The 19,656-nt window shown below is 64.1% G+C and carries 15 protein-coding genes and 1 pseudogene; 9 read left to right on the forward strand and 7 right to left on the reverse strand.

The genetic code is table 11. The features are described 5' to 3' along the window. Positions 1-59: 59 nt before the first annotated feature. From ABQZ09_RS16060 to ABQZ09_RS16080, 5 genes are all read left to right on the forward strand, one after another. Positions 60-659, forward strand: coding sequence for an NfuA family Fe-S biogenesis protein (locus tag ABQZ09_RS16060; RefSeq protein WP_039409117.1), 600 nt, complete (start codon positions 60-62; stop codon positions 657-659). Positions 660-672: 13 nt separating this feature from the next. Beyond that, the gene (locus ABQZ09_RS16065; RefSeq protein WP_349777353.1) at positions 673-2,451 is read left to right on the forward strand and encodes a transmembrane repetitive protein; all 1,779 of its coding nucleotides are present in this window, start codon (positions 673-675) and stop codon (positions 2,449-2,451) included. A 109-nt stretch (positions 2,452-2,560) separates the two neighbouring features. Further along, positions 2,561-3,211 (forward strand): TraX family protein, encoded by a 651-nt coding sequence (locus ABQZ09_RS16070; protein WP_039409123.1) that lies wholly within the window; start codon positions 2,561-2,563, stop codon positions 3,209-3,211. 469 nt (positions 3,212-3,680) lie between these two features. Further along, the gene (locus tag ABQZ09_RS16075; RefSeq protein ID WP_184555395.1) at positions 3,681-6,176 is read left to right on the forward strand and encodes a TonB-dependent receptor plug domain-containing protein; all 2,496 of its coding nucleotides are present in this window, start codon (positions 3,681-3,683) and stop codon (positions 6,174-6,176) included. Positions 6,177-6,367: 191 nt separating this feature from the next. Further along, entirely contained in the window at positions 6,368-7,642 is a 1,275-nt protein-coding gene (locus ABQZ09_RS16080; RefSeq protein WP_228315269.1) for an aminotransferase class V-fold PLP-dependent enzyme, read from the forward strand. 182 nt (positions 7,643-7,824) lie between these two features. Here the strand turns inward: ABQZ09_RS16080 and ABQZ09_RS16085 are convergent, their stop codons facing one another. Continuing rightward, on the reverse strand, positions 7,825-8,961 hold the full coding sequence (locus tag ABQZ09_RS16085; protein WP_349777354.1) for an MFS transporter: 1,137 nt from the start codon (positions 8,959-8,961) through the stop codon (positions 7,825-7,827). Positions 8,962-9,244: 283 nt separating this feature from the next. Then, positions 9,245-9,646, reverse strand: coding sequence for a hypothetical protein (locus ABQZ09_RS16090; protein WP_349777355.1), 402 nt, complete (start codon positions 9,644-9,646; stop codon positions 9,245-9,247). Between the two features lie 1,016 nt (positions 9,647-10,662). On the opposite strand from ABQZ09_RS16090, the gene ABQZ09_RS16095 reads away from it, so the two are divergent. Continuing rightward, positions 10,663-12,234, forward strand: coding sequence for a thioredoxin family protein (locus ABQZ09_RS16095; protein WP_349777356.1), 1,572 nt, complete (start codon positions 10,663-10,665; stop codon positions 12,232-12,234). A 179-nt stretch (positions 12,235-12,413) separates the two neighbouring features. Here ABQZ09_RS16095 and ABQZ09_RS16100 read toward each other — a convergent pair whose 3' ends face one another. Further along, on the reverse strand, positions 12,414-13,103 hold the full coding sequence (locus ABQZ09_RS16100) for a DUF1349 domain-containing protein (protein ID WP_503019236.1): 690 nt from the start codon (positions 13,101-13,103) through the stop codon (positions 12,414-12,416). 151 nt (positions 13,104-13,254) lie between these two features. On the opposite strand from ABQZ09_RS16100, the gene ABQZ09_RS16105 reads away from it, so the two are divergent. The 3 genes from ABQZ09_RS16105 to ABQZ09_RS16115 all read left to right on the forward strand — a co-directional run bounded on the left by ABQZ09_RS16105 (position 13,255) and on the right by ABQZ09_RS16115 (position 15,014). Next, complete coding sequence (locus ABQZ09_RS16105) at positions 13,255-13,797, forward strand: TetR/AcrR family transcriptional regulator (RefSeq protein ID WP_349777357.1); 543 nt, start codon at positions 13,255-13,257, stop codon at positions 13,795-13,797. A gap of 367 nt (positions 13,798-14,164) precedes the next feature. Beyond that, entirely contained in the window at positions 14,165-14,590 is a 426-nt protein-coding gene (locus tag ABQZ09_RS16110) for a YqaA family protein (RefSeq protein ID WP_228335697.1), read from the forward strand. 148 nt (positions 14,591-14,738) lie between these two features. Then, complete coding sequence (locus tag ABQZ09_RS16115) at positions 14,739-15,014, forward strand: hypothetical protein (RefSeq protein ID WP_228335696.1); 276 nt, start codon at positions 14,739-14,741, stop codon at positions 15,012-15,014. Positions 15,015-15,083: 69 nt separating this feature from the next. On the opposite strand, the pseudogene ABQZ09_RS16120 reads toward ABQZ09_RS16115, so the two are convergent. The 4 genes and pseudogenes from ABQZ09_RS16120 to ABQZ09_RS16135 all read right to left on the reverse strand — a co-directional run bounded on the left by ABQZ09_RS16120 (position 15,084) and on the right by ABQZ09_RS16135 (position 19,281). Next, a pseudogene (locus ABQZ09_RS16120) lies at positions 15,084-16,141 on the reverse strand (Gfo/Idh/MocA family protein). A gap of 327 nt (positions 16,142-16,468) precedes the next feature. Continuing rightward, complete coding sequence (locus ABQZ09_RS16125; RefSeq protein ID WP_166748600.1) at positions 16,469-17,152, reverse strand: thermonuclease family protein; 684 nt, start codon at positions 17,150-17,152, stop codon at positions 16,469-16,471. Positions 17,153-17,551: 399 nt separating this feature from the next. Then, on the reverse strand, positions 17,552-18,868 hold the full coding sequence (locus ABQZ09_RS16130) for a PQQ-dependent sugar dehydrogenase (RefSeq protein WP_349777358.1): 1,317 nt from the start codon (positions 18,866-18,868) through the stop codon (positions 17,552-17,554). Beyond that, the gene (locus ABQZ09_RS16135) at positions 18,865-19,281 is read right to left on the reverse strand and encodes a hypothetical protein (RefSeq protein ID WP_349777377.1); all 417 of its coding nucleotides are present in this window, start codon (positions 19,279-19,281) and stop codon (positions 18,865-18,867) included. The genes ABQZ09_RS16130 and ABQZ09_RS16135 overlap by 4 nt, the downstream gene beginning before the upstream one ends. Positions 19,282-19,656 lie beyond the last annotated feature (375 nt).

The raw sequence follows: 19,656 nt of genomic DNA on the forward strand, positions 1-19,656 counted from the left end.
ACCCGCCAGGATCACGGTGTTCCATGAGCGAGGGCGCATTGAGCGGTAGAATAACCCGCATGATCCAGATATCCGACAAAGCCCAGACCTATTTCCGCAAGCTCATCGAACGCGAAGGCGTGCCCGGCATGGGCGTGCGCCTGAGCGCGGTGGACCCGGGAACCCCGCGCGCCGATGCCCGGTTGGAGTTCGCCGAACCGGCGGACCTGAGCGGCGACGAGTGGGCCATCGACTGCGATGGCTTCACCTTGTATGTGGTGGCAGCCAGCGTGCCGTGGGTGGATGGCGCCGAGATCGACTACGTCACCCAGTCCACCGGCAATCAGCAGCTCACCATCAAGGCGCCCAAGATCAAGGGCGAGGCACCGGCAGAGTCGGCCTCGATGGTGGAGCGCGTGCGCTGGGTGGTGGAGAACGAGATCAACCCGCAGCTGGCATCGCATGGTGGACGCGTGGCGGTGCAGGAAGTCTCGGCCGATGGCGTGGTGCTGCTGCGTTTCGGCGGCGGCTGTCACGGTTGCGGCATGGCCGATGTCACCCTCAAGCAGGGCATCGAGAAGACGCTGATGGGACGGGTACCCGGCGTGATCGCGGTGCGCGATGCCACCGATCACGCCACCGGCGACGCCCCGTACATTCCGCGCGACAGCGCGGCCTGATTCCGCGCCACCGGTGACAACGGCTGCCGATCTGCTGCAGGCACTGCGCGCGCGCATGCCGGGCAAGCTCATTCTGGATCGGCGTACCGGCCTGCCGTATGGCTGGGGTATCTGGATGGGCAACCGCGCACACGCCGCTGCGCCGTTTAACGATGACCAGCTGACGGATGTGCTGTTGGCAAGGGCACAGCCGTCGCAGCGCGAGGTGGGCGGTGCAGCCATCCTGTCGCCATTCCAGGCATTTCGCAGTCTGTGGTGGCAGCACTGGGACCCGCGTCCGAAGGATCAGCGTCGGCAGCACTGGTTGGCGTTGCTCGGCAGCTTTCTGATCCACCTCGGTTTCATTGCGCTGCTCGTCTGGGTGGTCACCGTGCGTTGGGCGCCGGATGACACCAAGCCTGGCGATGAATCGCGGGTACGCATGACCTTCATTGGCGATGGCGCGGTGGAGCAGGGCGGTGGTGCGGGGCAACCTGGATCTGCGGCACCGGCTACGGCGTCTGCTTCAGCGCAAGCAGATGCATCGGTGGCAGCGGGCGAACCAACTCCATCGCCGACGCAGACGCAGCCGGCTGCCGATCCGGTCGAAAGCTCCAGTACGGCACAGATGCAAAACGAGGCGCCGGAGCCGGCGGATGCGGTCAGCGAACCGGTGACCGCAGATGTTCCGCAAGTGACCGTGCAGGTGCCGCCGGTGACGATTCAATCCCCGCTGCAAGTGACCGAAACGCCGGTGGCCACCAACGATTTTGTCGTGCCACCGCCACCAACGATTACGCTGACGCCGCGTGCCATCGAACGCGCGGCGCCGCAGGTCGAGGTCCGTCAACGCGACATCCAGACAGTGACCGAGCGCCCGCAGGTTCGCGAACTGGAACGTCCTGCTACCGAAGTGGCGGTGCGCACTGCCGATGCGCCAACGGTGCGCGAGCGCGACGTCGTCATACCCGAGCGCCCACACGTGCCGGCGCCGGCCGCACGCGTGCGCGAGATCGCACCGGCGGTGCGCATGCCCGACGTCGCGGTGCGCATCGCAGAGTTGCCGAGCGTGCCGGATCCGGCGCCGACGCCTGTGGCTGCGGCACCTGCGGCGCAAGCGGCGCCTGCGGATGCTTCACCGAGGCAGCCAGCCGCCGCGGAATCGGTGCAAGCGACAACGCAGACGCAGGCCAATCCCTCTCAGCCCGAGCGTTCCAGCAGCGCGGCAGCATCGTCAGCAGCTAAGCCGGCAGCCGACAGCAACGCCGGCCCGAAGCCTGCCGACCGCAGCGGCGGATGGGATGTGGCCGCCAATGCCGACGACTGGAGCAAATCCGACCGCACCCGCCGCGGCGAAACCACCGGCGGCAATGGTCGGCGCGATGGCATGTTCAATAGCGACGGCAGCGTCCGCGTGGCCGGGACCGGCGATGCCGGCAGCGGCGCTGGCGATCGCGGGCCGCCCGGCAGCGACACCGACACCTGGACCCGCGACCAGATCGCCCAGGGCGGCACCTGGCTCAAACGGCCGCCGTACGGCTATACGCCGACCTCGCTGGACAAGTACTGGATGCCCAACCAGACGCTGCTGCAGGAGTGGGTGCGCCGCGGGCTGAAAAAGATCGAGATTCCGATCCCGGGCACCACCACCAAAATCAGCTGCGTGGTGTCGCTGCTGCAATTCGGCGGCGGCTGCGGCCTGAGCGACCCGAACCTCAACGACCAACCAGCCACTGCAAGGCCGCCACCGGATGTGCCGTTCAAGCGGGAGCTGCAGGAGGACAAGGGTACGCTGCGGCGGAGTGGCGAATGATCGTGGGCCGTCTCCCGTTCCGTCGAACAGCTGCCGATGGGGCAGGGCGGCGACGTTCCTCGCTGGCACGCTCGCGCACGCAGCCGAGCGGGCGCGGCCAACCGCCGCAATGACCAGCGGCGGCCGTGAATTCTTGAAATGGCTGGCCGCCGTCTTCATGACCGGCGACCACGCGCTCAAGATCCTTGGCTTCGGTTACGTGCCGGTCGTGACCGAGTTGGGGCGCGTCGCGTTCCCGCTGTTTGCGTTGGTTCTGGCCTACAACCTCGCGCAGCCCGATGCCGACGTCGAAAAGTCGGTCAAGCGCTTGTTCGTGTGGGGCCTGGTCGCCGCGCCAGTGGCCGCGATCGCGACGCAGACGGTGTTTACGCTCAATGTGCTGCTGTCATTTGCATTGGCTGCCGTCTGCATTCTCAGCATCGAGCGCCGTCGATGGGTCTTTCTGACGGTGTGCGCCGTGCTGGCGCCGGCGGCGGTCGATTACCAATGGAGCGGCCTGGCAGTGGTGCTGGGCGGCTGGGTGTACTGGCGCAATCCATGGCATTGGCGATTGCCGAAAGCCGTGTCAGCGCTCTTGTTGCTGGTGCTGCCGGTGTGCTCGCTTTTCTTCATCAACGGTAATTTCTGGGCACTGCTGGCGATACCGTTGCTGACGCTTGCGCGCCTGCGCATTCCCGTGCCACGCACAGGCAGAGCCTTTTATTTTTACTACGTGGGTCATCTGATGGTTCTCACGGGGTTGTCGTACGCAAGGGTTTGAGAAAACCCCGCGAGCGGCCCGGAAATCAGTATTGCGGGACGGCCGGCAATCAGGCTGGCGCGTGTGTCGCCCATGGGCGGGACGAGCTGCACGAAGCGCTCCACAGCGCGGAAGAGCAGGGCGCGCTCTACAGAATGACAGCAAAAAATACGGCGTGGCACCGTGCCGGAAGGAATGCGTACCCAACTGCGGAATCTCGCCCCGGGACATCGTCGGAGCACTGCGGGCTCCCACGAGCAAGTCGCAGCTACGTACGCAGCGCGTGCGCCGGCAGCGGGCTGAGCCATACTGTGACGCGAGACTTATTGTTACGATATAACCTAATATTTCAGTGGGGAAGGTCGTGCAATCTCAGGCTTTATGCGTGGTAGGTGTTCTGTCGGTGGGATTGATCGCGGCAACGCCGGGCGCTGCGCAGGAACTGGGTGCGGCCCGGTCTGGCTCGGTCGACAAGGAGCTGGATGCGGTCATGGTGAGCGTCGGCAGCCGCTTCGGGGGGCGGTCACTGACCGAGTCGCTGACGCCCGTAGATCTGGTGTCGCGTGAGGAGTTGGAGCGTAACGGGCGCGTCGACCTGCTGCAGATGCTCAAGAGTGAAGTGCCCAGTTTCAACATTCCGCGTCCCATTGCGTCTGGTGCGGGCGATTACCTGATGCCGCCTTCGTTACGTGGCCTGGGGCCGGGCGAAGTGCTGGTGCTGATCAATGGCAAGCGTCGCCATACCTCGGCCGATCTCAACGCGAGCAACGGCATCGGCCGCGGCGACATCTCGATCGACTTCAATGCCATTCCATCGCTGGCGCTGTCTCGCGTCGAAGTGCTGCGCGACGGCGCGGCGGCCCAATACGGCTCGGATGCGATTTCCGGGGTCATCAACCTGAGCCTGGACCGTTCGCTGCAGAGCACCGCGCACACGACCTACCAGACCACTGCGCGAGGCGATGGCGACACCTATGAGGTCGCTGCCGGTACCGGGTTTCGGGTCGGCGCCGAGGGCGTGCTGCGCGTGACAGCGGCAATCCAGGATATCGGTGCCACCGATCGATCGCGCCCGGACACTCGTCAACAGTACTTCGGTACAACTGCCACCGGCGCGTTGGTGACGCCATCCGGCAACTTCGGGTCCGGCATCGGCCTGACGCGCTCCAATGGAACACGCGACCCGCGCGAGTCACGCTTCGACCGCAATGGAGCCGCGTTCCTGGGCACACAGCCCAGCACCAATCGTCAGCTGTTCTACAACCTGGTGATGCCGCTGTCCGATGCGGTGGAGATGTATTCGTTCGGCGGCCACAACCGACTGGATGGCGACATTACCTACTTCTTCAGGCGCGCAGGGCAGGACGAGACCGTTCGTGCGATCTATCCCGACGGCTACAGCCCGACCCTGGATACCGCCATCGACAATACCTCGATCGCTGCAGGGCTACGCGGGCACGACCTGGCCGGGTTCGGCTGGGACCTTTCGACGGTTTACGGCAACAACACGCAGGACCTGACCTATGACAACAGCGTCAATGTATCGCTCGGCGCCCAGTCGCCGACGCGCTTCTCCCGTAACGGCGCCGAGTTCGATCAATGGACCACGAATCTGGATCTGAATCGTGAGATTGCCGTGGGGCATGCAAATCCATTGCGGCTGGCGTTGGGTGCGGAATACCGCTACGAGAGGTACCGTCTGTTCACCGGCGCCGAGGAAGGCTACATCAACGGCGGCATCCCTATCCTGGACGGCCCGAATATCGGTCGCCCATCGATCCCGGGTGCGCAGCCCGGTCCCAGCAACGGGCCGGATGACACTGCGGACCTTGACCGACGCAGCCAGGCTGTCTACGCAGAGGCGGAACATTCGCCGATCGGTCGGCTGCTGTTGAACGCTGCCGCGCGCCACGAGCACTACTCCGACTTCGGCGACACCACCAATTTCAAGCTGGCCGCCCGTGTGGAACTCAATGCGCTCGTGGCACTGCGCGGGTCATATAACACCGGCTTTCGGGCACCGGCATTGGCGCAATCCGGCTACAACGCCTCCAACACGCTGATACTCAATGGATCGCAGGCGATCGTGCGGGTGGCTGCAGTGGATACGCCAGCCGCGCGCCTGGCTGGAGCCTCGGACCTGAAGCCGGAGACGTCCCGCAACGTGTCGCTGGGCACGGTCTTTCAGAACGGCAACTGGTCCGCATCGTTGGACGCCTACCGCATCGAGCTGCGTGATCGCATCGCGATTTCCTCGACGTTTCAGGATGCTCGCCTGACCAGCTATCTAGCCGCCAATGGCCAATCCGGCTTTGCCGCGATCTCATTCCTGACCAATGCGGTCGATACGACCACCCGTGGCCTGGACCTGGTGGTCAACTACCGACGCGTCTTCGATGAGGGCTCCGTTCTGACCGGCACGTTTGCCGGCAACTACAACAAGACCGAGTTCGATCAGATTGCCGGCACCCCCGCGCCGATCGCCGCGTTAGGCATTACGACGCCGCTATTCGACTTGACCCAGCAGCTGCGCTACTCCGACAGCCTGCCGCGCGACAAGCTGATGTTCAACCTGAACTACACGCATGGGCGCTTTGCGGCCAGCATGACGAATACGCGCTACGGCAAGGTTTCCACGGTTGCGATGACGGCCAGGAACGCAGCACAGGTGGCCGCACTGACGCCTGGCTACGACACCCGCCTGGTCGCCGCCTCTGCCAGCACCTACGATGTGATTCAAACGTTTTCTCCGAAGATCATCACCGACCTGGAACTGTCCGCACAGGTAACGCCCGCACTGCGTGTCAGCCTGGGCGCACAGAATCTTTTCGATATCTATCCCGACGAGAATATTGCCTCCACGGTGGCAAGCGTCGCGGCGGGCAGCAACGGTTCGGATAACGCAGGGATGCATCCTTACAACGCAACATCGCCCTTCGGCTTCAGCGGACGAACCGTGTTCATGCGCGCCGCCCTGACGTTTTAATTGGGCTGCCAGCGGATGGCAAGTCGAGACGATCACTGCAGCACACGGGACGTCTGCGTAGATGGAGCACGGGTTCACAGGACGTGGCCCATGCATGGCAGCTGCGGGGCGTCAGCAGCAGCTGACGCGACGCTGCAGTGGTTGGATCAACCTTTGGCTGAGAGGGGCACATGCAAGAGCGCCGAGATTTCTTGAAGTTTTCCGCTTCGCTCGCCGTTTCATCGATGCTCCCCGAAACGGGAGCGACCGACATTCCCTCCAACGTCCCCCAGTCGCCCAAACCGCCGGATGAGCTCGCCGCGGATGAAGCGCACTGGAGCAAGATTCGAGCGCTGTATACAGAACAGGACGACATCATCAACCTCGAGCACGGCTATTGGGGCAAGATGTCGATGCAGGTGGAGGCCGCTTTTGCTCGGCATACGCACAAGGTCAACAAGGAGCTCTCCTGGTACGCCCGTCGTGCGTACGATGCAGACTTTCTGAACTCACGCAGGCTGGTTGCGGACGCGCTCGGCGTCAATGTCCACGAGGTGATGCTCACGCGCAATGCGACCGAATCCTTTATCAACCTGATCACGCAGTACGACAGGCTGACACCAGGCGACAGCATTCTTTGGGCGGACGCAGACTACCCGGAGTTCAAACGCATGATGGCTTGGTTGAGCAAATCACGTCACGTCGGCGGTCACAGGCTCGACCTGCCAAGCAGCGGTAGCGACGAAGATTATCTCCAGACGTATGCGCAGGCGTTCGATGCGCACCCACGGCTCAAGCTGGTCCTTCTGACCCACGTCAGCAATCAGCACGGGCTCGTCCTGCCGGTCCGGCAGATCGCCGCCCTGGCCAGGCAACGCGGGATCGACGTCATCTGCGATTGCGCCCAATCCTGGGGGCTACTGGACTTCACGCTCGACGCGCTCGATGTCGATTGGGCGGTCTTCAACCTGCATAAATGGATCGGGTCGCCGGTCGGCGTTGGCGCGCTCTACATGCGGCAAGGCACCCTTGGTGCAGTGAAGCCATTTCCTGGAGAAGAGGAGGGCGATGCGGATGTTGCAAACCGCGTGCATTTGGCGACATCGGACTTTGCGGCCTTCATGACCGTTCCGGATGCGCTGGCCTTTCATCAGGCAGTGGGAGGTGCCAACAAGCACGCGCGCTTGACGTATCTGCGCAATGTCTGGGTGTCGCGACTGGATGCGTCAGATGCGGTGGAAATCCTTGGCGCCGCAGACGCCAGCAATGCATCGGGCATGGGCGGATTTCGCTTGCGAGGTCGCAGTTCGAAAGCAGCGGTCAGCGCGCTGCAGGCATCCTTGCAGAACGAATTCGGCATCTTCACTGTCGTGCGTAGCGACCTTGCCAGCGGCTCCTGCATTCGCGTGACGCCGCAGGTCTTTACGCCGGCCAGTCACCTGCTGGCGCTGGCCGACGCTGTCACGGCGATTGCTGCACGTGCCTGATCATTGCAGTGCCCGCAGCCAGCCCCTGCGTTGATGGGTGATGCGATGCCCGGTGGGCTGCATGCAATGCGCTGCCCAGGCAGACGGAGCTGCTGCCGTATCGGGTTCCCGCAACAAGCGGGGCAGGCGTGCCGAGCCCGGCCGTCGTTGTCGAGGCGGGTAGGGAGCAAGGCCTGGGACGTTTACTTTGCCAACCTGCTGAGCAAAGGTGCAGCGGCAGCCACTGCCAGCAGCGCGATTGCAACTCCGATCAGCGCCGTGATCAAACCGGCGCTGTGCGAAACAAATCCGATCAACGCCGGCCCGGCCAGCACCCCTGCGTAGCCAAGCGTCGTCACCGCAGGAATCGCAATGCTTTCAGGCATTGATCGTTGCGATCCGGCCATCGAAAATAATGCCGGCACGATGTTGGCGCATCCCACACCGATAAGCCCGTATCCGACCAGCGATACCTGCCAGACAGAGACCAACGTCGCGATCAGGAAGCCAGCAGCGCCTATCAGGCCACCCACCATGATCGATGAGGTGCGTCCCAGGCGTTCGACCAGCGAGTCCCCGAAAAGCCGGGTAACGGTCATCGACAACGAGAACACCACATATCCCAGGCCTGCGAGGCTTGGGGCAACATGCCGTGTCTCGGCCAGGAATACCGCGCTCCAGTCCAGCACCGAGCCCTCTGCCAGAAATGCCACGAAAGCCAGCAGACCGATCAGCAGCACGATCCCGCTGGGCACCGCAAAGGGTGGCCCGGCGTGTTCGAGCTTGTTCGAACGCCAGTGACGAGCAGCCACTGCCGTCAGCACGGCCATCGTCGCAACCGCCAGCAGTGTCGTGGCCAGCAGTGCAACACCTGCGGCCAGCATGAGCGTCATGGCACCTGCGCCGACGAAGCCGCCTATGCTGTAAAACGCGTGGAACCCGGACATCATCGTGCGCCCGCTGTCGCGCTCGACAACGACGGCCTGGATGTTCATGGTGCAGTCCATCGCACCGATTGCGGCGCCGAAGAAGAACAGGGTTATTCCAAGCCAGAACGCGCCGTTCGCAAGTCCAAGCATTGGCAGCAACGCCAGCATCACCACCGTGGTAAAGACCATGATGGTTCGACAGCCGTGCCTTGCGGCCAGCGCGCCGGCGAGCGGCATGGCGATGAGCGAGCCGGTGCCTAGGCAGAGCAGCACCACCCCAAGCGCGGCATCGTCGAGGCCCGCGTGCGTTTTCGCGAAAGGTACGATGATGGCCCACACGGCAGTGACGAAGCCTGGCAAGAAGAATGCAGCACGTGTGGCGTGTTGTTGCGCGTTGGGCGATGCGGGCATGGTGGTAGACGGCATAGTAAAAGGGGGAGGGCACTGACCTGTGTCAGGGCGCGACCGTGGAGTCGCACGGAACCAGCGAATGCGGATGTACGAGCTCGCGCCAGGCCGGTAGCAACGGTTCGGTGACTGCATGCAGCATTAAATCGACTGCAGTGATGCCCATCTCCTGGATTGGCTGGTGCATGACCGTGCCGGTAGCCGGCCAGGCGTTCGCTGCTATCGTCGTGGCCTGTCGGGCTGGTGATGAAAGCAATCTCTCGGTGCCCCAGTGCGATCAGGTGGGTCATCGGCTCATTGGCTGCGCATTTGTTGTCGATCCTGACGGTACGCATGTCATTGAGCAATCCTGCCGTAGCAAATGCCACAGCCGGCAAATGCAGCCGCCGGAATAGGCTCCAGCCTGCGAGAAATTCAGCAAATCGAGGTAGCAGCACCAGAGCTTCGGCGCTACAGCGAGCGCCTGGGTCACTAGGACATCGGCATCGTCGACCCCGATACCGGAGACGTTGCGCAGCAGGAGTTGCGTGCTGCGGACACTGGCAGCATTGAGGGTGGCAACAAGCACTTCTGTCAAAAACGGCGCGCGCATATCAGGATGAGGCAGCGCAATGCGTGTTCCTGCTGCGGCAGTAAGCCGCTTGGCTTCATTGTTTGGTTGCCACCCACATTGGGGCATGTGGAGCAAGCACTTATTTTTACATAATATACATTATGCGAAATGGAGTGACGGTCTGTTGATTGGCTGTCTACCGGCACCGACATTTTCGACGACTGGGATATCAACGGTGACGACTTCAAGGCTGTGCTGATCTGCGGCCCGAGCCACGGTAGCCTTTCGCTCTGCCGGTCGCACAGGCAGATCTGGTGGTGCTATGCACCGAGGAACCAAGCGAGTCAGGTTCATTTCCCATCGGGTGATGCCTACATCGTCATCAATCTGCGGACGTCCAGCCAGCCAGTGATCGACTGGACGGCGCATCTACGTCGAATCTTATGAAAGCTATGGAAGTGCATCGAGCTGGCCGCTGGACGATCAACCTCGCATTCAAGTGGAAGAATGGACCGCAGGGGCCCGACGCGCCCGGGGTCACGTTGACCATGAGGAGCGAGGCAGCGACTGGATGCGCCTGCCGCATGAGCAAGCTAGGCTTGAGGGGCCCTATCAAGCCAGTCCCGATAGGGCGGTGTTCTTGCGAGGAAGTGCCAGCCCGCTACGCCATCCAGCCATCAGGTCGCCGCGTTAGCGCGTCACCCCATCGATCACCACCGAATGCAGCCCATCCCGTCTCACCTGCCCCGGGCCGAACTGGCTCACTTGCAATCCTTGAGCACCACGGCGTAGTCGGTGTGCGACATGGACACGCGCGTGCGGTGCCGATTGAGATAATTGAACACTTCGAAGGCGCCCCGCCTCGTCAGCACGTGCTGTTCTGGTTGGAACGCGTTCGGCGGAAACGTCTGAGAAACCGTCGGCTGTCTTTGACGCTCTAGGAATCGCCCATGCCGTGTTGAATGCCAGACACCCTGAATCAATCCGCCACGACAAACGCGCTTTCGGCCAGGATTGCGCCTGGCGTGACAGCAGTTCGCATTGCCGGGCCTTCAAGAAATCGAAGTAAGTGACAGTGCCGGTGCACGCGGCGCAGCATTCAAGGCTGCCTGATGACGCGTGCAACCGTCTCCTTCAGGCAAAGGCGTTGCATGGCACTGTCTCTTCGTTCGCGGTCCCTGGCACTGATGGCGCTCTCGGCTGTGCTTGCGATGCTGACTGCATGCGAAAAACCCGCGGCGTCAGCGGCGCCCTCCCCGGCTACAACTGCGCGAGCGCAGGCGCCGGCCAGCATCCTGTGGCAGGAAGGCAATGTCGACAAAGCCTTTGAAGAAGCCAGGAAGACCGGCAAGCCGCTCCTGATGTACTGGGGTGCGGTGTGGTGCCCGCCTTGCAATCGTCTCAAGGCCACCACGTTCAAGGATCCGGCGTTCATTGCGCAAGCGCAGCAGTTCGTACTGGTGCACCTGGATGGAGACCTGGAGGAGGCGCAGGCCGCTGGTGAGCGCTTTGGGGTCAAGGGCTATCCGACCATGATCATGCTGCGTGCGGATGGCAGCGAAATCACCCGGGTGATCGGCGACACCACCACGGCACAGCTCATCCAGAGCCTGCGCGCAGCGACCCAGTTGCCGACCGGCACCAAGCAATTGCTAGACGCAGCGTTGAAGACTCCGGCATCGCTGAAGACGGATCAATGGGCGTTGCTGAGCAACTATGGCTGGCTGCTGGACAACCAGCTGGTCGAGGCCAAGGACGCCCCCGGCGTGCTCGCCACGCTGGCAAAGACAGCGCCGGAGCCGCATCTGCAACGGCGCTTCGGGTTGTTGGCGGTACTGGTCGGCGGGCAGAAGCCGGTGGCCTCTGCGGCAACGCACGCACTGCTGCAGGCCGTGATCGCGGACCCGGCCGATGTACGCGCCAACCTGCACGTACTGAACGCGTATGCCGCCACGCTGGTGGCCGCCGCCACCGACGATGCAGGCGAGCGCGCCGCCTTGTCCAAGGCATGGAATGCGGCATTGGCGCAGGCCTACGCCGACCCCACGCTGCCGATCGTGGACCGCTTGCGCACCGCATCTGCAGCGGTCGACCTCGCACGGTTGGCCCAGGGACAACCCGCAGCATCGGAGGCGGCCGGGCCGCAGCCTCCCCTGCCCGCCGACGTGGTCGACACCGTGCATCAGCGCGTTCAGTGGGCGCTGGCAACGGCAAAGACGGCCGAGGAGCGTCAGTCCACCATCGAGGCCGCCGTCGACCTGCTGGTCGACGTGGGCGACAACAGCGGCGCCGAACAGGTACTGCTGGCCGAGCTGGGGCGCAGCAAGACCCCTTCGTACTACATGCCTTACCTGGGCCATCTGGCCGAGGAACGCGGCGACCGCAAGACCGCGTTGTCCTGGTTCAAGAAGGCGTACGAAGCTCCAGGTAGCGAGGGCACTCTGATACAGCGTGGCATGCCCTACCTGGGTGCCATGATCCGGCTCAGCCCTGACGATGCGCGGGGCATCGAGGCGGTTGCCACCCAGGTGCTCGGCGATCTGGCCAAGCAGCCCGACGGCTATCTGCGCAAGAACCGCAGGCATTTCGATCCTGTCGGCGCATCCTTGCGAGCCTGGAGCAAGCAGCATCGTGCGCAAGGCGCTGCGGTGATGGCCCGGGTGCACGAGAAGGCCAGGACCCTGTGCGGCAGCAAGACCGATTGCTCGGCTTGGCTGGGCTAGGCCGCGAGGTCTGCGGCGAGCGCGTCCACGGTGGCGCGTACGACTCATCCCGCCGCTCGCATGTATCTCGAGAGGGCGCTACCCACATCGCACTGATGATGCGCCTCGACGGTGGCTGCAGGCATCGCCGCCCTACTCTTCCCATCGTGGAGCGTGCCTATCGCGCTGGCAGGCATCTCTCACGACAGATCGTGCAGTTCCTTGCCCAGCACCGGGCCGAGTTGCCAGTCCGAGAACTGCACCTTCAAGCCTTCGCGCTCCGGTGTGCAGGTCATCGGGCCGGCCAGATAACGTGCGGCGACCGGGAACGGGCACAGCCGAACCAGCGGCCAGTAGACGCCGTCCCTGGACGCCTGCAGACGCAGCACGCCTTTTTCGACGGTGGCGCGCATCCAGAAGTCGGACGGGTCTCCCTCGTAAGGACCGGTGGCCCAGTCCGACCTGCCGTCGGTGAGCACGCTGCTGAGCATGGCGCGGCCGTCGCTGAGCTCGATGCCAGCCTTGACCCACTGGCGCTCGTTGGCGCGGATCATGATGCCGGCCTGGTCGTAGAGTTGATCGAACCTGCCGCGAATGCGTAGCTGGCAGGTAAATGCAGCCGGCGCCGCGAAGCCGAGAAAATGCCCGCTGTCGCGCGTGAAGCCGTAGTGCGTCTCACGCCAGAAGTCCGTGCCCTTGTCGGTCACGACCTCGAGCACGTCGTCGCCCAGCACGCGATGCTGCCTGGGCGCATTGAGCCAGCTGCCCTGCTGCCAGCGGCTGGGCGGCGCTGCACCTGCACCGGTCGCCATGACCACGCTGCCGGCAGCCAGACCACCCAGGGTCAGCCTGCGCCCGATATCGACGGGGTGTTGTTCGCAATCGCTCATGCCTGTTCCTCTCAAGGTAACGCTACGCCATGCCATCCGGGGAGCCTCCGCGTCAGGCGCGGAAGCCGATTGCGCCAATTTGTACATCCGTACCAATTGGTGAGTCAACTCTCGATTACCATCACGGCGGTCGATACGTGCGTGGATGCAGATGAGCGGCAGAACCTGGCGCCAGGATCCAAACCGGAAAGAACACATCGAGCTGGCCGCGCTGCAGGTGATCGTGGAGCATGGCGTGGCCGGCACCACCTTCCGCAAGGTCGCCGAGCAGGCGCAGGTGCCCTTGGGTGCGACCACCTACTACTTCGGCTCGATGCACGAACTGTTGATTGCTGCCTTTACGCGCTTTTCGCAGGAGGTCTCCAGCAACTTTGCCGCCGAAATCCGCGCTGCCAGGAACCGCGACCAAGCCTGCGATGCGGTGGCGAACATCATCTTTGCCGACGGCACGGCGTCCCCGCGGGTGCTGCTGCTCAGCTATGAGCTGTATGCGTTTGCGCGCCGTCATCCGGAGATGACCGCGATCATGGAGCAGTGGATGGCACGTAGCCGGGCGGCGCTGGAGCTGCATTTTTCCAAGGCCGCTGCGAGCGCGATCGATGCCTTGATCGAAGGCATGACCATCCACCGCTCGGTGGTGCGCATGACCAAGAAAAGCGTGCGCAATGCGGTGGGGCAGCTTGCCTTGCTGTGACAGCGAGGCAGGCTCGCCGCTGCATGCAAGCGAGGCAGCACCGGGCAGTGCGGTGTGCACCGGCTGACGCGCACTGCCAGCCATGGACCATCTGCTCGGGAGGGCCGCGTTGCTTGCGAACCGGGCCCTACACGCGGCGTGTCATCCGTGTGCAGCTGGCCGCTGCGCAACCGGCGATTCTCGCAGTGCCCTGCCCTACCGGTCGCCCGGTTGGCCCGGCATGCGCTGCATCGCCGCCAAAGCGGCGCGACGCCAGCCTCCAGTTAGTACCCGCAGCTGCCAGGGCAATTGCGGAAGCAGTCGTTGCCAGGCCGCTGGTGGCGGACGTCGATACACTCAAGCCGCCTCCATCCGCTACAGGTCATCGTTGACGTACTTCTCGTTGTTTGCCCTGTCATTGATCGCCGCTACCCTGCTGCCTGCGCAATCGGAAGCGGCATTGGCAGCCTTGGTGCTGGATGGCGGCTCGGTGGTGGGGCTGGTTGCGGCGGCGAGCCTGGGCAACGTCCTGGGCTCGCTCATCAACTGGTGGATCGGGCGCGAGGTGGTGCGCTTTCAGGCGCGACCCTGGTTTCCGGTCAAACCGGCTGCCCTGGCGCGTGCGCAGGCGTGGTATGGCCGGTACGGCAGGTGGTCGCTGCTACTGAGCTGGATGCCGGTGATCGGCGACCCGCTGACACTGGCCGCAGGCGTCATGCGTGAGCCGCTGCGCGTTTTCCTGCCGCTGGTGGCTGTCGCCAAGACCACGCGTTACATCGTGCTGGCATGGGCGACGGTGTCGCTCATGCGCTGACCGCAGCACGCGCGTCATTTGGGGGAGTTCGTCCTCGGAGGCGGCGCCGACGGACCGTTAACGCACGTTGCCTATGCTGACGACGCGCAGCGGGGCACCCGTTGCGTCTCCAAGGACAGTGCATCACGGACATCGCAAAGGAGATCGTATGAAACAACTGCACAGTGTGGTGCTTGCTGGATGCCTGCTCGGCCTGAGCGCCCAGGCCTGGGCGGAGGTCGCCAACCTGACCAACAGTGCCGATGGCGCCAACCGCGATGCGGGCATTGCGGCGGTCAAGAAGAAGCTGCAGGACGCCTGTACGTCGCGTCAGGGCAAGGTTGATCCGGCATCGTTCGAAGTGGTGTTCGAAAAGACCAGCACCAACCCCGACGTCCCCAAGCCGTATTACGTGGATGCCAAGATCAAGTGCGATCTGCCGTAATAAAAGCGGCGGGCGCGCAGTGGACCTCGGCGCCCGCCGCCATCGCTGCAAGCTGCATGGCGCCGCTGATCAAAGGGCTCCTGTGCCAGCCGCACTGGCGGCTTGCACCTGTGCGCGTGCCACGTCCAGTGTGTGCATGATCTGCACCACTTCATCCAAGGGATGCAGCGGCGATTGCGTGTAACCCTGGCCGATGTAACGGGCAGCCGCGGTGGCTTGCCACGACAGTCCCTGATAACCCCTGATGCCGGTCGGGTCGGTCCATTCCACGGCGGCGCCGGCATCCTGGTTGCCGGCAATGTGCAGCGTGGTCGGATTATGGAAATCGCCGGCCAGGTCGATGCGGCCTTCGGTGCCGGCGACATAGGCACGCGAACTACTGCGTCCGACGATGGAACTGATCAGGGTGGATTGCGCATGCGCGCCATGCGACAGCACCACGGTCGAGAAGGCATCGACACCGGTCTCGGTAAGCGCTCCCACTGCAGTGATTGCGGTGGGCGCCGCGAGGATCATGGAAGAGAACTGCACGGCGTAGACCCTCAGGTCGAGCAAGGCGCCGCCACCGAGTTCGGGCCGGCGTTGCCGGTGTGCGGGGTCGCCGGGGCCGTGCTGACTCAGGTCGGCAAACACATGCCGCACGTCACCAAGCGCGCCGTCGGCCAGCAGCCTGCGGATCACCGAGGTGTGTGGAAGATATCTGCTCCACATGGCCTCCATCAGGAACAGGCCACGCGCATGCGCTTCTTCCACCAGCACGCGCGCATCGGCGGCGCAGGTGGTCATGGGCTTTTCGATCAGCACATGCTTGCCGGCACGTAACGCCAGCAGGCCGTGTTCGAGGTGTTCGCTATGCGGCGTGGCGACGTAGACGATATCGATATGCGGGTCTTCGACCAAGGCGTCGTAGCGGTCGTACGCACGGTCCATTGCCCAGGCGTTCGCAAACGCATGCGCACGCTCGGCACTGCGCGAGGCCACCGCAACCGGACGTTGCGCAGTGTTACGACGCATGGCGCCACGAATGCCGAGGCGATGACGCCGGGCCCCAGCACGCCCCAGCGCAGCGAGGGCTCGCCCTGGCCAGGCAGAAAAAGCGCGGGCTCAGGTACATGCAGTGACGTCATGGGGATGGGCATCTCTACGGGGATGGCGCGATGCTAACAAACCGGATGAGGTGATCCATGTTGCAGGTAACGCCATGCGCGACTGCGTTTACCGCGAGGCGAGCGCGGCTGTAGACCAAGGCGGCGCGCTGGCGCTGGCATGCACGCGTTACCCATTGCATGACGGCACTGCGCAGCAACCGCAGGGAGTTTAGGTGCTGCTCCCGAGCCCGCGCAGACAGCATGCCGCAGCTGCGACGCAGTGCCAGCAACCGCCATCAGCGATAGGCATTGGCTTGCAGGACGCGAACCCTGCAACAGGCTGCGCGAGACCCCACTGCCCGTCCCTCAGCGCGCTGCGCGGCGCCAGCCTGCATTGATCGCTTCCTGCGGCGAGCAGAAATACCGCTCGCCCTTTGCCGCCGAGATGCTGGTGCGTGCATAGTCGCGCTGGCCCGGCACGTGGAAGATCTTGTTGCCCTTGCCGGAGATGTTGCCCTTGATGGCGCAATGGCCCGGTGCGGGCGGCGATGGCCGCACGCGGGACGCGACCTGGTTGCGTTTGTTGCGCCGATAGTCGGCAGGCATCTGGAAGCTGCCTTGCCAGAGATTGCGCTGTTGCTGCTGGGCGAGGCGCTCGTCGGCGACGAACGCAGTGGCGTACTGGCGATAGGCCACGGCCCAGCCCGAACGTACCATCCAGCGGTTGACCGATTGGCCCTGCACCGTGCATTCGGCAACGGTGCGACCGTAGCGATCGGTCTCCTTCGGCTGACAGCGTACGGTCTTGTCCGTCAGATGGCTGTCCAGTGCGGCGGCGGAGCGACGACCGCACGGCCACGGGCGCCCAAGCTGATCGCTGCACTGTTGCGCACTCTCCGGCGCGTCGATCCCCCACAGGCGGATGCGTTGTTGCGCCACGGTGATCGTGTCTCCATCCGTGACGGTGGCCCGACCAACAATCTCTGCTGCAGCAACCGGCGACATCAACAGCAGCCCGGCGCCGATCGCCATCAAACATCTCAACACCATCTACAACACTACCCTTGGCGATCGGCAGCACGTCGTCCCGTCGTTGCCGCCTTGTTGCACGTTTCAGCCGAATGGCAATGCCCGGCCATGTCCTGTGCCCGACGCCCACGCGGCACTGCCGGCGCGGGGCCGGCACTGTATGTCAATGCGATGCGGATGCATATCCCCGTCAGCACGGTTGTTCTCGGCCAGCCGCCTTGAATGGGCCGATGCAACTGCGAGTTACGCATCTCGCCACACGCAGCCGAAACCGTGGGCTTGTCGTTGCGGCACCATCTGCCAAAGAGCAATGTCTACTTCGGCAGCGAAACACATCACGTCCTGCCAGGCGCGCGCCCAGTGGAGCGCTTGCATCCTGCCCGGCTACTTGCGGAGCCGGGCAGGCTTGCAGGCGGTGACTCACTGCGTGGCAGGCGCAGCAGCGGCGGTCTCCGGCGTGATACGCCAGATGATATTGGCCAGATCGTCAGCCACGATCAGTGCGCCGCGCGGGTCCACCGTGACACCGACCGGGCGGCCGCGGGTCTTGCCGTCGTCGCCATGGAAGCCGGCGACGAAGTCGATGGGCTCGCCCGCCGGGCGGCCGTTGCGGAACGGTACGAACACCACCTTGTAGCCAACCGGCGGGTCGCGGTTCCAGCTGCCGTGTTCGCCGACGAACACGCCGTCTGCGAATTTCGCGCCCAGGGCGCTCGACGAAAACGCAACGCCCAGCGCCGCGACATGCGAGCCCAGGGCGTAGTCCGGCTCGATGGCGGAGGCTACTTTTTCAGGGTCCTGCGGCATGACGCGGGTGTCGACGTTCTTGCCCCAGTAACTGTACGGCCACCCATAGAAGCCGCCTTCGCGTACCGATGTCAGGTAGTCCGGCACCAGGTTAGGACCGATTTCGTCGCGTTCGTTGACCACGGCCCACAACGCACCGGTGCCGGGCTGGATCGCCAGTGCGGTCGGGTTGCGCAGACCGGTGGCATACGGCTTGTGTGCGCCGGTTGCCGCGTCCACCTGCCACACCTGTGCGCGGTCGACTTCGGCGACCATGCCGCGCTCGGTGATGTTGCTGTTGGAGCCGATGGCCACGTACAGGTAGCGTCCGTCGGCGCTGGCGGTCAGCGCCTTGGTCCAGTGGTGGTTGATGGCCGATGGCAGGTCGGTCACCTTGCTCGGCGCGCCGCTGGCCTTGGTCTGGCCCTCGCGATACTCGAAACGCACCAGCGCATCCTGGTTGGCCACGTACAACGCGTCGCCGATCAACGCGAGCCCGTAGGGCGCGTTGAGTTTGTCGGCAAATACGGTCTTCAGTTCATAGGTGCCATCGCCGTCGGCATCGCGCAACAACGTCAGGCGGTTACCGCTCTTAGCCTTGGAGGTGCCCTTGGCCTTGATCGGGCCGGCAATGATGTCCTTGGGCTTGAGGTTGGGTGCAGCGCCGCCACGGCCTTCGGCCACCAGGATGTCGCCGTTCGGCAGCACCAGCGTCTGCCGCGGGATGCCCAGATCGGTGGCGATGGCGGCGATGCGATAGCCCGCCGGAACTGTGGGTGTGCGCTCGCCCCAGGCGGTGGGCTCGGCGATCGTCATGTCGGGCAACACGCCACGGTCGGGTGCGGGCAATTGCGGCGTGGCGCCGTGTTGGTCTAGCTCAGGTGCCTTGCCGCAGGCAGCCAGGGCGACAGCCAGGGCAGTGACCGCCAGAACACGTGTCGCGCGGCTCATCGTGCACCTCCCATGCGCAGACCCGACAGCCCGGCCCAGGTAGCGACCAGGGCGAACAAGGTGGCAATGCCCGACAGCACCAATGCGGCCGGCATGATGGCCCAGGCGTCGCGTGCATGATGCAGGGCGTCGAAGAACCCCACGATCCACGTTGCTACCAGTGCAATGAGATAAATCACGTTGCGGCTGCCCTGCACCAGCCCAACGATGGCCGCGATCAATGCAAGCGTGGTGAGCACCATTGCGCCGACCAACAGCCACGAAGCGAAGTTGCTCCATTGGATCTGATAGCTGCTCCAGTAGGCGTAGTCGCTGAGCAGCGTGCCCAGGAACAAGGGCCACACACCGCCGAGAACGGCTGCATGGAACGGATGGATGGCCCGATCACGGGTCGGGACAGCGGTTGCATTCATGGCGGACTCATTGGGAACGATGGCGAAACGTGCCCACGATGCTGCCAGCTCGCATGTGACGATCAGGATGATATTGGCGAATCTGCACTGACACGATGCGCGTAACCACAGCAGCCCCATGCGTGGGGCCCGCATGCAGTCGGGCGCGACGCTGCAGCGCACACGAACGATTGTCTGCAGCAATGTCATTTGCGGTGACACCGCGACCGACGCTGTGCTTGCCGCGACAATGGCATGCAGCGCAGTGCGTGCAGGGTTCTCCGCATATAGCACCCATTAGGCCCCTCGGCAGCGAATTTGATTCGCTGATTTCGGTGGTCTGTCGATCTTGATGCGTGCCTGACGCTGCGATGGCAACGTGCCGATGCACGACTG

Source organism: Xanthomonas sp. WHRI 6106 (assembly GCF_040202405.1).
GTDB lineage: Bacteria > Pseudomonadota > Gammaproteobacteria > Xanthomonadales > Xanthomonadaceae > Xanthomonas > Xanthomonas cannabis.